Source organism: Paucibacter soli, assembly GCF_037482845.1.
GTDB classification, from domain to species: domain Bacteria; phylum Pseudomonadota; class Gammaproteobacteria; order Burkholderiales; family Burkholderiaceae_C; genus Paucibacter_B; species Paucibacter_B soli.
Genome location: NZ_JBBHJW010000010.1, coordinates 218,817 through 231,744 on the forward strand (window position 1 = coordinate 218,817; position 12,928 = coordinate 231,744).

At 67.9% G+C, this 12,928-nt stretch carries 7 protein-coding genes and 1 pseudogene; 3 read left to right on the forward strand and 5 right to left on the reverse strand.

Annotation, left to right across the window (positions count from 1 at the left end; translation table 11 throughout):
* Positions 1 to 6: 6 nt before the first annotated feature.
* The 3 genes from WG898_RS20530 to mltB are packed head-to-tail and all read left to right on the forward strand — an operon-like array spanning position 7 to position 4,176.
* The gene (locus WG898_RS20530) at positions 7 to 987 is read left to right on the forward strand and encodes a DUF58 domain-containing protein (protein ID WP_339604633.1); all 981 of its coding nucleotides are present in this window, start codon (positions 7 to 9) and stop codon (positions 985 to 987) included.
* Positions 984 to 3,056, forward strand: coding sequence for a transglutaminase TgpA family protein (locus tag WG898_RS20535; RefSeq protein WP_339604634.1), 2,073 nt, complete (start codon positions 984 to 986; stop codon positions 3,054 to 3,056). Before WG898_RS20530 ends, WG898_RS20535 begins: the two co-directional genes overlap by 4 nt.
* A 7-nt stretch (positions 3,057 to 3,063) precedes the next feature.
* The gene (gene mltB, locus WG898_RS20540) at positions 3,064 to 4,176 is read left to right on the forward strand and encodes a lytic murein transglycosylase B (RefSeq protein ID WP_339604635.1); all 1,113 of its coding nucleotides are present in this window, start codon (positions 3,064 to 3,066) and stop codon (positions 4,174 to 4,176) included.
* Between the two features lie 35 nt (positions 4,177 to 4,211).
* On the opposite strand, the gene WG898_RS20545 is transcribed toward mltB, so the two are convergent.
* The 5 genes and pseudogenes from WG898_RS20545 to WG898_RS20560 all read right to left on the reverse strand — a co-directional run bounded on the left by WG898_RS20545 (position 4,212) and on the right by WG898_RS20560 (position 12,917).
* Positions 4,212 to 4,469 carry a PACE efflux transporter gene (locus WG898_RS20545; protein WP_339604636.1) on the reverse strand — a complete coding sequence of 86 codons (258 nt, stop codon included), beginning with the start codon at positions 4,467 to 4,469 and terminating at the stop codon, positions 4,212 to 4,214.
* A 58-nt stretch (positions 4,470 to 4,527) separates the two neighbouring features.
* Positions 4,528 to 4,581: pseudogene (locus WG898_RS25325) on the reverse strand (hypothetical protein); the annotation flags it as partial.
* Between the two features lie 241 nt (positions 4,582 to 4,822).
* Positions 4,823 to 5,383 carry a hypothetical protein gene (locus tag WG898_RS20550; RefSeq protein WP_339604637.1) on the reverse strand — a complete coding sequence of 187 codons (561 nt, stop codon included), beginning with the start codon at positions 5,381 to 5,383 and terminating at the stop codon, positions 4,823 to 4,825.
* A gap of 4 nt (positions 5,384 to 5,387) precedes the next feature.
* Positions 5,388 to 9,812 (reverse strand): RHS repeat domain-containing protein, encoded by a 4,425-nt coding sequence (locus WG898_RS20555; RefSeq protein WP_339604638.1) that lies wholly within the window; start codon positions 9,810 to 9,812, stop codon positions 5,388 to 5,390.
* Positions 9,813 to 10,451: 639 nt separating this feature from the next.
* Complete coding sequence (locus WG898_RS20560; protein ID WP_339604639.1) at positions 10,452 to 12,917, reverse strand: DNA internalization-related competence protein ComEC/Rec2; 2,466 nt, start codon at positions 12,915 to 12,917, stop codon at positions 10,452 to 10,454.
* Positions 12,918 to 12,928: the final 11 nt, after the last annotated feature.

Consider the following 12,928-nt stretch of genomic DNA (forward strand, 5'->3'; position numbering starts at 1 on the left):
GGTGCCATGCTGAGCAAGCCGCGCCAGCGCTTCCAGGCCTGGTGGTCGCTGCGCCACCCGCCCAGCGACACCCATCTGATGGTCCAGCGCAATATCTACATCCTGCCCAGCCGCCCGGGCCTGTTCTTCTGCGCCACCCTGCTGCTGCTCTTGCTGGCCTCCATCAACGAGCAGCTCAGCCTGGGCTATCTGCTGACCTTTTTGCTCACCGGCGCGGGCTTTGTCTCGATGCATGTGACGCATGCGAATCTGCGCGGCCTAAGCCTTGACCTGCGCGCCCCCGCGCCGCTGTTCGCTGGCGCCGAGGCCGGCCTGCAGATCCGCCTGCACAACGCCGGCGCGGCGCGCTACGGCATCGGGCTGCGCGCCGCCGAGCAGCGCGCCGAACAGCGCGCCTGGACCGACGTGCCCGCGCAGGGCCACAGCCAGCTGCAGCTGCGCCTGCCGATGCCGCGGCGCGGCCTGCATGCGCTGCCCACGCTGCGCATCGAGACGCGCTTCCCCTTCGGCCTGTTCGGCGCCTGGAGCGTGTGGCGGCCGGCCAGCCAGGTCTGGGTCTACCCCGCGCCCGAGCAGCCCTGCCCGCCGCTGCCGGCCGGCAGTGGTGCGGCGGACCCGCAGCGCGCCATGCCGCTCGCGCCCCTGCCCGGGCAGGACCTGGACGAGGTGCGCGGCTACCGCCGCGGCGACTCGCCGCGCCAGATTCTCTGGAAGAAGGCCGCCCAGGCCGGTGACGCCGATGCCCAGCTCTGGGTGCGCGACACGCGCAGCCCGCGCGGCCACGAGCTCTGGCTGGAGCTGGGCCAGACCCAGGGCCTGGCCTGGGAGGCGCGGCTGTCGCGCCTGTGCGCCTGGGTGCTGCGCGCCGACGCGCTAGCCCTGCCCTATGGCCTGCGCCTGGGCGGCGAGACCCTCGGGCCCGCCAGCGGAGCAGCGCACCGCCAGGCCTGCCTGGAACTGCTGGCGCGCGCCAAGGAGCGCGCATGAAGCCGCTGCCGCGCGAGGCGCGCGACACCCTCTTCCTGCTGGCGGTGATCGCCGCGGCGGTGGCGCCGCATGCCGAGCATCTGCCGTTGTGGAGCAGCGCCATCACCGCCCTGGTGCTGCTGTGGCGCGGCCTGCTGGCCTGGCGCAGCGCGGCGCTGCCGGGGCGCTGGACGCTGCTGGCGGCGCTGCTGCTGGTGATGGGCCTGACCCTGCTGACGCACCACCGGCTGGTGGGCCGCGAACCCGGGCTGACCATGCTGGTGATGCTGATGGCGCTCAAGACCATGGAGCTGCGCGCGCGCCGCGATGCCTTCGTGGTGTTCTTCCTCGGCTTCTTCCTTGTGCTGACGCAGTTCCTCTACTCGCAGTCCCTGCTCACCGCGCTGTGGACCCTGGCCACCGTCTGGGGCCTGCTGGCCGCGCTGATCCTGGCGCAGATGCCGGTGGGCCAACCGCACCTGCGCCTGGCGGCGCGCCACGCCGCGCGCAACACCTTGTGGGGCCTGCCCCTGATGGTGGCGCTGTACCTGCTGTTCCCGCGCATCGCGCCGCTCTGGGGCGTGCCCAGCGAAGCCACCGGCCGCACCGGCCTGTCCAACCAGATGGAGTTCGGCGGCGTGGCCGAGCTGGCCAACGACGACAGCATCGCGCTGCGGCTGCGCTTCGAGCCCGGCGCAGCACTGCCACCGCCCTGGGCGCTGTACTTTCGCGGCCCGGTGCTGACGCAGTTCGACGGCCGGACCTGGCGCGCGCGCCCGGCCGGCGATGCATTCAGCCAGTTAGGCCGAAGCAGCGTCGCCCAGCCCGAGGTGGCCGGCCCGCGCCTGCGCTACGAGCTCACGCTGGAGCCGCTGCGGCTGGCGGTGGTGCCGCTGCTGGAGATGAGCCCCGAAGCGCCGGGCAGCGAGCTGCAGGCGGGCGAGCTGAGCCTGCGGCGCGGCCCGGAGCTGCAATGGCAGGCGCCGCGCCCCATCACCGAACGCCTGCGCCTGCAGGCCAGCGCCTACCTGGACTACCGCGTCGGCCCGCTGCAAGCCGACCTGGGCCTGCAGCCCTACTTGGAACTGCCGCCCGGCCACAACCCGCGCAGCCTTGGCTGGGCCAGCGAGCTGCGCCGCCAGCCGCGCTTCGCCGGCCTGGACCCGGCCCGCCTGCCCGTTGCCCTGGCGGATGCGGTGCTGGCCCATGTACGCAGCGAGGAGTACATCTACACACTCGCGCCGGGCCGCTACGGCGAGACCAGCCCGCACCTGGTGGACGAGTTCTGGTTCGACCGGCGCCTGGGTTTTTGCGAGCATTTCGCCTCCGCCTTTGTGGTGCTGATGCGGGCCATGGGCGTGCCGGCGCGGGTCGTGACCGGCTTCCAGGGCGCCGACGCCGAGCTGCAGGACGGCTATCTGGTGGTGCGCAACAGCCAGGCCCATGCCTGGGCCGAATACTGGGTGGCCGGCCGCGGCTGGTTGCGCGCCGACCCCACCGCCGCGGTGGCGCCCGAGCGCATCCGCGGCGGCCAGGCGCTGCGCCCGGCGCCGGGGCCGCTGGCCGGCGCGCTCGGCCAGGTCAACCCCGCCCTCTGGCTGCAGATGCGGCGCGCCTGGGAAACCGTCAACAACCGCTGGCAGCAGGCCGTGCTGGGCTATGCGCGCAGCGACCAGTTCGACCTGCTCAAGCGCCTGGGTTGGAGCGCGCCCGACTGGAGCGCCCTGGGCCAGCTCAGCGCCGGCCTGATCGCACTGGCCGCCGCGGCCGGGGGGCTGTGGGCCAGCTGGCAGGCGCGCCCGCACGACGCCTGGTCGCGCCAGCGCCAATGGCTGATGCAGCAACTCGCGCGCCTGGGCATTGCCGCCCAGACCCACCAGGGCCTGCGCCAATGGGCCGAGCTGCTGAGGGCCAGGCATGGCAGTGCGGCCGCGCCCCTGGCCGAGCTGCTGCTGGAGCTGGAGCGCAGCCGCTATGCGGCGGGCAGCGCCCAGGCCGGCGCGCTGGCGCGCCGCCAATGGCAGCGAGAATTCGCCCGCGCGGCGGCACCGCTGCGCCGCCAACTTCGCCAGCATCCGAACCGAAAGTAGCCTCGCCTTGCGCCCACGCCTTGCACTTTTTTCCTCCCTTCTGCTCGCCACCTGCCTGACTGCCCAAGCGGCCCAGGCCAAGCCGGTGCGCAAGCATGCCGCCAAACATGCCAAAGCCGCCGCACCGCAAGCCTATGGCGAGCGCGCCGATGTGATGCGCTTTGCCGAGCAGCATGCGCAAGAGCTGGGTTACGAGCCCGCCGCGCTGCGCCGCCTGCTGGCCCAGGCGCAGCGCCAGCCCCGCGTGCAGCAGCTCATCATGCCGCCGCCGGTGGGCACGGCCAAGGACTGGGCGGCCTACCGCGCCCGCTTCGTCGAGCCGCGTCGCCTGGCCGCCGGCCTGGCCTTCTGGCAGCAGCATGAGGCGGCCCTGGCGCGCGCCGAGGAGCGCTATGGCGTGCCGGCCGAGATCGTCGCCGGCATCATCGGCGTGGAGACCTTTTACGGCCAGATCATGGGCGGCTTTCGCGTCATCGACGCGCTCGCCACCCTGAGCTTCGATTTCCCGCCCGGCCGCAAGGACCGCAGCGAATTCTTCCGCGAGGAACTGCGGCAGTTCCTGCTGCTGTGCCAGCGCGAGGGCCTGGACCCGCTGGGCGTGAAGGGCTCCTATGCCGGCGCGCTGGGCTATGGCCAGTTCATGCCCGGCAGCTGGAACCGCCATGCGGTGGACTTCGATGCCAGCGGCCACATCGACCTGATCGCCAGCCCCGAGGACGCGATCGGCTCGGTGGCCAACTTCCTCGCCAATCACGGCTGGCAGCGCGGTTTGACTACGCATTTCGAGATCGCGCTGCCGGTCGACACCGCGGCGCGCGCCACCCTGCTGGCGCCCGACATCAAGCCCAGCTTCACGGCCGCGCAACTGGCCGAACAGGGTGCCCGCCTGGCCGAGGCCGGCCAGGCCCATGCCGGCCTGCTGGCGGTGATCGAGCTGCAGAACGGCGACGCGGCGCCCAGCTATGTGGCCGGCAGCGAGAATTTTTATGCCCTGACGCGCTACAACTGGTCCAGCTACTACGCGATGGCGGTGATCGAGCTGGGGCGCACGCTGGCGGCCTGGCGGGCGGCGGGCGCGCCAGTAACACATTCGCCTATCACATCAGGAGCGGCAGAATGAGCTTCATGCTGCACCGCCTCGGCGACGCATCCGGGTCACGCCGCTCGGTGCAGCCACCTTGCGCGCACCATGTCGTAAGCCCAGTTGTAGACCACAGCGTAGGGCATGAAGAACAGCAAGATCACCGCGTCCAGCAAGAAGACATGCCAGTAGCTGATGTGCAGCCACCACGTGGCCAGCGTGACCGCGGCGATGGTGAGGCCGCCCTCGAAGGCGGCCGCGTGGGCGATGCGCACCCACCAGGTCTTCTCCTGTCGCCAGCGGGCAAGCAGCCGGTCCTGCGCGCGTGACAAGCATGTTCCAGCACACCGCGATCACCGAGATGGCGATATTGAGCGCGCCCATGCGCTCGATAGGTTGCTGCATCAGCCAGGCAAAGAGCGGCGCGCAGATCAGCACCGCCACGGCAACATAGCTGACGGAGTGAAAGATGTGCTCGGCGACAGACTTGTCGCCTGAGAATTCAGCAGAGCTCTTTGACCCGTCAACCCAGTAGTTTGTCGGTAAAGGCGCCGGGGAAACCGGCCATGAACCGGCGTCCGCGCGCGTCGGGGCGCCCCTGGTACGGTCGAAGCATGGTCATGACCACCGCGCCGATGTTGACCACCAGTCCGCAGGCCCCGTGCGATTCAAGTTGCCGCAGTAGTTATGTGGGCGATTTCAGAGGCCTAATGGCGTGCTCAAAACATTCTCTTGCTACCGAGACAAGCGCTGTGCCTTGAATCATCACACTGTATGGTTCGCTCCCGGGCGACTGGTAGTAGTCAACGAGGATTGCGCCCTGCGGGTACTCCAGGTATAGGATTGGCGAATCATTGGCTGCTTCTGCAATCAAAAGCAGTGAACACAACGGCACGTCAATGACACTGCTCAGTCCGAAGTATCGTTTGTCGTGGAAGCCAAGTCGCCCACGAACCGCCCTAAGTCGCAGTGCGAGGCACTCCAACAGCTGTTTAGCTTTTGCACGCCCTACATAGGCAAGTGCCAGTCCTGGAGCGTCCTCCACTTTGACGGGCCATTCGAAACAGCTTGGTGTTGCCGCGTTGTGGTCAAAGGCATCCACGGATAGTTCTGTCCCTGTTGCCTTGCTTACTATCGCCGCAAGTTCAGGCCCGTAACGCGAGCGCATGTCCTGCAGGGTTGCTGCTTCCAGTAGGTGGGTTCTTCTTTTACGCAGCATCTCGCGACTGTGCTTTTCCGCTGGCATCGAATTACTCCTGCTTCTTTTTTGGTTCGAAATCGACGCGCACCTTGCCTTCATTTTGGATGCGTGGTCGCCCTGCTGAGTCCACTTGCCCGCCGGGTTTTACTTTCCCGGCTTCAATTTGCGGCATTCCGGCGTGCGATCCAACTTGATCGCGAGATACCTGTACGGATTTTGCCTCTGTGCCTCCACCGGCTTTTGGTACCTCAAAGGTCTGCTGACGCCCAACTTGGGTGCCGTCTTGGGCGCGGCCACTTGTTTGACTCACCGGTTGTTGGCTTGTCGGAATATCTGCCAACCGTTTCGCTTCGCGAGTGGCAGCGCGTTGGGAAAGTTCATTGCGAGCTTCCACCAGGTTCGCTCGTGATGTCTGTACCGACTGCCGAACCGGTCCGCCATCCAATCCCCTTGCGGACAGCAAGTCTGCCGAACCTGCCCGCACACCACCACGATCCTCGTCAATAAGATGCGGGGCACGTCCATCCGAATCGACAAATTTGTAGGGGTTGTTCTCGCCGTAGTGATACCGCCCAAACGACTTCCCAGTCGCCGCATCCGTCATCACCGGATCCACGCTCAAGAACCTCCCCGCAATCGGGTCGTAGTAGCGCTGCTGCATGTACACCAGATCCGTCTCGGCATCCTGCACATGGCCGGTGAAGCCGATCACGCTGGTGCCAGCGCTGGGCTTGGTGCCTTGCGCCACATAGCCATAGGGCTCAAAGCGGCTGCGATTGAGAATGGCACCGCTGCTGTTGGTATGCGCCACCGGACTGCCCAGGCCATCGGTGTGCACATACTGGGTCACGCCGTTGCTGGTTTCCGCGATCTGTTTGCCGCCCAGGTACACATAGGCGGTGCTGCTGGCCGGGCGCGGCCCGCCGCTGCTGGTAGCCCAGAGCAACTGTCCGGCCTGGCTATAGACCTGCATGCGCGTGCTGCCGTCGCTGCTTTGCACCTTGATGCGACGGCCCAGACCGTCGTAGGCATAGCTGCCGCCCAGGCTGGAGGTGGTCAGCCGGTTGCCAAGGTCGAAGCCAAAGCTCTGCTGCCCCTTGCTGCGCAAATTGCCCAGCACGTCGTAGCCATAGAGCGTGCTGCCGCCGTTGGTGACCACGCTGCTGAGCAGATTGCGGGCGGCGTCGATGTTGAGCGTGCTGTTGCGCGTGCCCACCACGGCGCTGCGCAGATTGTCCAGCGCGTCATAGCCATAGCTGGCATTGCCCCAGACATTGGCGGCGTTGGCACTGATGAGCCGGTCCAGATCGTCATAACCCAGCGTGCGGCTGAAAACACCCTCCTGCTGGTCGGTGATGCTGGACACATTGCCATTGGCGTCGTAGGCATAGAGGTCCTGCAGCACACCGGCATCGCGGTTCAGCAGTGGCAGGCCGCGTGTGTTCTGGCTCAGGCTGTGGGCGATGCCGTTGGCCAGGGTGTAGCCGGCCACCGCGCCATTGGGGTGGTGGCTCACGGCGCTGGCATAGCCGCTGACCGCCCTGGCCTGACCCAAGGCGTTGGTGCTGTAGGCCACGCTGCTGTTGTTGGGATAGGTGAGCGAGCTCAGGTTGCCCAGGCTGTCATAGCCCCAACCCAGCGCGTAGTTCTGCCCGCCGTAGTTCAGCGTCTCGCTGCTCAGCAGGCGCAGGCTGTTGTAGCCATAGGTCCAGGTGGCGCCGTTGCTGGCCACGGTTTGGAGCAGGCCGTCCGGCGTGTAGCTGCGCGTGACGCCAGGGCTGCCGTCGCCGTAGCTGGTGTTTTGCAGCTGATTCAGCGCGCTGTAGGTGTAGCTGATCTTGGCCGCAGCGGGCACGCTGGCGGTGTCGCAGCTGTTGGCGCCGGGCAGGTTTTGACCGGGCGCACGCCAGGCCAGATTGCCGGCGGCGTCGTAGTCCTGCACGGTGGCGCCAATTTCGGGCTCGACGGTTTTGCAAAGTCGCTGGCCGGTGTCGTATACATAGCGGCGTGTCAGGCTTTGCGCCTGTCCGTTGTAGCTGCCGCTGCGTGTAATGCCGGTGGGCTTGCCAAAGCTGTCGCGGGCAACGCTCAGGCTCACCCCGGCAGGGGCGCTGACGGACGCAAGGCGCGCCTCGTCGGGACTGTCAAAGGCCTGAAATCCCTGCGTGCTGACCTTGTTGCGCGGGTTGGTGGTTTGCGTCAGGAAGCCGCCGAGGTACAGCGTGCTCGTGTTCAGCACACCCAACTCGCTGTCCGCCTGCGCCAGCAGGGGGCGGTTGAGCGCGTCATACGAGCTGCGCCTGCCGGCAGGCAGGGCACTGTTGACGCTGGCAGCGTCCCGCTGAGGGTAGCTTTGGTAGGCGATGCGGCCCAGGGCGTCGTACTGGGTCACGCTGACCTTGCGCGTGCCGGCCTCATCCGCGGCGTCGAAGCTGCGCGTCATCACCGGTCGCCATAGGGCATCGTAGTAGCTGACATGGCGCGCATTGCCCTGGCTGACTGTTAGCCGCCAATGGCCGGCAGCCAGACCAAACTCTTCAAAGCTCACCGGCTCGAACGTCAGGCTTGACGCGGCCCAGCCCGAAGGAGGGGTGATGCTGGCCAGACGCCCCATGGCGTCGTAACCGTAGCCGGTGGTGTAGCCCGCCGCGTCGCTCAGGCTGATAACCTGGGCCAGGTCGTTGACGACGGCACTCTCACTGGCGCCGTTGGGATAGCGCACGCTCTGCGGCACGCCGCGCTTGTAGCTGGCAAAGGTGGTGCTGTTGAGCCGGCCGTCGGTACGGCTGGCCAGGTTGCCGTCAGGGTGATAGCCGAAGCTGTGCTGCAGGACGCCAAAGCGCCGGGTCGCACTCAGCGTGGCCTTGCTCGGGTCGTAGTCGTTGCTCAGCATTACCAAGCCTGCCGAGCTGATGTTGGCGATCTGCCCGAGCACCCAGAGAGCGCTGTGGTCAAAGTAGCTGCTTGTCTCGGTGCGGCTGTAGCCCAGGCTGCTGGAGCGGGTGACGCTGATGGGGCGGGCGAAGGTGTCGAAGGCGCTGGCCTCCCAGAGGAAGCTGATGCCTTGCTGCAGCACCTCCTTGCGGTCCACCGGCCGGCGCATCGTGGACAGGGGATTGCTGCTCTTCAGTGCGCTGATGCCGTAGGAGTCATAGTATGGCGCGGCGTTGGTGGCTCGGTAGCGCAGCTGTGTGCTGCGCAGGGCGGTGCTGCCATTCCAGCCTTCATCGATGCCAAGCTGCTGCGCCTCGTTGAGGTTGTAGGTGGCGCCATAGGTATGGCGGGTGACCTGGTTGAGCGGATCCGTGACCAGCACCTGCTTGGTGCCTACGGCGCTGCCGTTGTCCTGCCACGCATAGGTCCAGCGCTGGGCGTCGAGTCCGGGGCCGCTGATGTGCTTTTCCGCCAGGGACTGTGTCCACCAAGTGCGCGGATACGGGTCGTAACGCGCCTGGTTGGTCGCGTCGCCAGGCCCTACATACCAGCACTTATTGGGGGTCTTGTAGCGCTGATGGTTGACCCAGCGGGTGACAAACCTGCCTACCGCCCCGGACGGGTGGGTGATGGTGCCCGTGAAGTCCGGTGAGGGCGGATAGGCTGGGATGTCGTCGCAGATATTGGTGTCGCCCACCGCTTGCCAGCCCTGGGGGTCCAAGCCCTCCAGCTGGAATTGCCACTGACTGCCGTCAGGCCTACTGACGGACTTGAGCGCTGGCGCGCTGCTGTACTGATAGGTCCAGGTACGGGTACCGTCGCTGACGCTGCTGATCTGTGCCGGCTCACCGCCAACACCGCTGCCGGGTACATAGCTCATGGTGAGCCGTCGCCCATCGCTTGCTTCGATCCTCAGCAGCTTCCAGGGGTTGGCCGCGTCGTAGCTATAGCTCACCGTGTTGCCGAAGCGATCCGTGATCAGGGTGGGCATCAACCAGAATTCGCTGCGTTCCATGCCGCCGCGCAGTCCTGCCGACAGCCCCGCCACCTTGCGCGAGGCCATCCAGTCGAAGCGGTACTGGACGCCTTCGGGGCTCAAGGCAAGAAAGCCCTCGCCGGACCCATTGGCAATGCTGGCCAGGCAACGCAGCTTCCAGTTGCCAGCAGCGCTCAGCGGATAGTTGTTGCCATCGCTTGGCTGCGAGTCGGCGCTCAGCGTACTGAGCAACTCCGCACCTTCGGCGCCGGGTGCATGCAGGAACACGCCACTCCAATAGGCCCAGCCACTGAAGGATGGTCCCACAGGGCTGACGTTGAACTGTGCCGGCACGCCAAAATTGCTGCAGCGGCCGCCGCTGTCGCTGCGACCCACCCAGCCGTTCTTGCTGGAGTAGGTGGCAGACAGCCGGGGAACATTGCTTTCCCATTCGCCGAAATGGCCATAGACACCGCTGCTCCAGCCCGCATCGCGCCGGCGCCCCATGCTGACCGGAAGGCTGCTGTTGCCTGGCAGGCTGACATCGGTTTGGAAGAAGTGCAAGGCCCCGGTGTACAAGTCAAGCCGGTCACCAAAGAGTTGATGATCCAGGGCGCTGGGCCCCTGGTGGCCTCGAATCAGTCGAGTCTGTTCGCGATAGAAAGCGCCAGCGCCGGAGTCGGCCAGCGCGGCCTTCTGCCGCGTCGGCACCAGCGGCTTGGTGTCCGTACCCTCTGGATCCGTGACAAGGCTTTCTGTGCCTTGTGCGTAGGTGATCGAAGCGCCGGCAACTGCGACAAGCACCAGCAGCGCACCAGCGCGGACTCTCGCAAGTTTCTTTGTCATGCCACGGCCTCATCAGATAACTGTTTATCAGAGCGTCACTGCTACTCGGCAGCGAATGTCGCGGGCGAAGTCCTGTTTGCCCATCCCCCTTTGGGGGGTTGGCAGTTCGACGCAAAGCCCGTGAGTTATCAGCCCCGCGCCGCCAACGACAACCAGCGGGATGCCTCAAGCACTAGGCAGCGCGCACCGGCCGCATATGGCGCGCCAATCCCTCCGGTTCATGGTGAGACGCGCACTCTTTAGGTTGCTTCATGGGTTTCCACTTGACCTCAATCGCTTCGTCCGTCCGACGGACTCGCTGCACCCGGAGTTTGCCCGTCATAACCCACTGCAGCCTCCTGACACCACGGTCAATCGTCAGAACCCATACCCCACCTCCAGTTCCGGCCCCACCGCTTCGCTCGGACCCGGCCCATCATCCCGCCAATGCCAATAGCGCCGCTCGCGTTCGCGCTGGCACCACCAGGCGCCATCGCGGCTGCGCCAGCCCCAGGCACCGCATGAGGGGCTGGTGAGCAGCTGGCTGCCCTGGGCCTGGTAGCGCGCCAGGCTTGGCAGGGCCGGGTGGCCAAAACGGTTGCGGTAGCCGGCCTGCACGATAGCCAGCCGCGGCGCCACCGCGGCGACGAAGGCCTCGGTGGACGAGGTCTTGCTGCCATGGTGGGGCACCAGCAGCACCTCGCTGGCCAGGCCCGCGGCGCCCTCGCGCTGCAAGAGCAGCGCCTCCTGGGCCGCCTCGATATCGCCGGTCAGCAAGGCGCTGCGCCCGCCCGCCGTGCTGATGCGCAGCACGCAGGAGCGCGCATTGCTCTTGGCCGGCTGCTGCCCATAGTCCGCGGCGCTGGGATGCAGCAGCTCGAACTGCACGCCGTCCCAGATCCAGCGCTGGCCGCGCTCGCAGCGCTGCGCGGGTGGGCCGCCCTGCTGCAGCAGCGGGTGTTCAGACTCCAGCGAGCTGAGCAGCCCGGCGATCGGCAGGCCCGCCAGCAACGAGCCGGCACCGCCCACATGGTCCTGGTCGCGATGGCTCAGCAGCAACAGGTCCAACCGCCCCTGCCCGATGGCGCGCAAGAGCGGCAGCAGCACGCGTTGGCCGGCGTCGACGCCCGGGGCATATTGCGGGCCGGCGTCGTACAGCAGGGCATGGCCGGCGGTGCGCACCAGCACCGCATTGCCCTGGCCGATATCGGCCGCCAGCAGTTCGAACTCGCCCGGCCCGGGGCGCGCCGGCGCGGGCCACAGCAGGGGAACAAGCAGCAGCAGGCCCAGGCCGCGCGCGCGCCAGGGCAGCGGCAACACTAGCAGCGCGCCGCCCAAGAGGCCCAGCAACTGCGCCCATGCCGGCGCGACCGGCACCCGCCATACCGCCAGGGGCCAGCTCGCCAGCCATTCCAGATAGCCCAGCAGCCCCTTGACGATCCAGGCGTCCAACTGCCACAGCCAGGGCGAGGCGGCGCCCAGCAGGGCCAGCGGCGTGATCACAAAGCTCACCAGCGGGATGGCGAGCAGATTGGCCAGCAGGCCCACCAGCGAGAGCTGCTGGAAGAACAGCAGGGTCAGCGGCGCCAGGCCCAGCGTGGCCACCCACTGACCATGCAGGGCCTGGCGCAAGCTCTGCTGCAAGGTCTTGGCAAGACCTGACCCCGCGGCCTGGTTGGTATCGCCGCCGCTACCCATCAGCAGGCCCACCGCGGCGAATGAGAGCCAGAAGCCCGGCTGGGCGATGGCCCAGGGATCGAGCAGGGTGACCACGCAGGCCGAGGCCAGCAGGCACATCGGCCAGGGCCAGCGCCAGCCGGTCAGACGCAACAGCGCCAGCACCAGCAGCATCCAGACGGTGCGCTGCGAGGGCACGGCCCAGCCGGAAAACAGCGCATAGGCCCAGGCCGCCAGCACGCCCAGCGCTGTGGCAGCCAGCGGCGCCGGCAGGCGCAGGCACAGCCAGGCGCTGCGCCGCCACAGGCGCGCCGCCAGGCCGGCGGCGAGCCAGGCAAACATGGTGACGTGCAGGCCCGAGATGCTCATCAGGTGCGCGACCGAGGTGTCGCGAAACAGCTCCCACTCATGCCGGGTTATGGCGGCCTGGTCGCCCAGGCTCAGCGCTGCCAGCACGCCGGCACTGGCGGCAGCGTCGCGCCCGAGCTGCTGCTGGATGGCGCTGCGCAGGGCCTGGCGCCAGCGCAGCAGCGCCCACCAGGGCGCGGCGGCCAGGCGCTGCGCGGCTGAAGAACCTTGCCGCACCACCCCGGTGGCGCGCAGGCCGCGCTCGAACATCCAGAGCTCATGGTCGAAGGCAAAGGGGTTGGCCAGGCCGTGCACCCGGCGCAAACGCAGCGGCAGCTGCCAGCGTTCGCCTGCCTGCACGGCGGGCGCGGGGCCGGCGGCCTCGCCATACCAGCTCAGCAGCAGGCGCGATGGCAGATGCAGTGGCTCGCTTGGCGCAGGCTCCGGCTCGAACTCAAAGCGCCAACCGGGCGCGCCGGCATAACCCTGCACCGCCTGAGGCAGCGAGGCGATGCGGCCGCGCAGCAGCAGATCCTGCCCCTCCCAGGCGCTGGGCAGATCGAGCGCGAGGCGCTGCTCGGCGCGCCAGGCGCCCTGCAAGAAGGCCAGCAGGGCGAGCGCCAGCGCGATCAGGCCCCAGCGCCAAGCGGGCAGCAGACGCGCCAGGCCCAGGGCCAGCCCAACCAGCAGCAGTAGGCCCGCCAGCTCGGCCGGCGCCGGCAGACGCGCGCATTGCTGCAGCAGCGCCAGGCCGCCCAGCCAGGAAAGCATCAGCAGCACGCCGTGCCAGGCACGCGGCGCCGTCCAGGCCCGATGCATGCGTTTCACTC

What these genes read in the sequence shown, in the direction of transcription:
- WG898_RS20560 (WP_339604639.1), bottom strand. Translation starts at nt 12,917, where the DNA reads ATGCATCGGGCCTGGACGGCGCCGCGTGCCTGGCACGGCGTGCTGCTG.
- WG898_RS20550 (WP_339604637.1), bottom strand. Translation starts at nt 5,383, where the DNA reads ATGCCAGCGGAAAAGCACAGTCGCGAGATGCTGCGTAAAAGAAGAACC.
- WG898_RS20535 (WP_339604634.1), top strand. Translation starts at nt 984, where the DNA reads ATGAAGCCGCTGCCGCGCGAGGCGCGCGACACCCTCTTCCTGCTGGCG.
- WG898_RS20530 (WP_339604633.1), top strand. Translation starts at nt 7, where the DNA reads ATGCTGAGCAAGCCGCGCCAGCGCTTCCAGGCCTGGTGGTCGCTGCGC.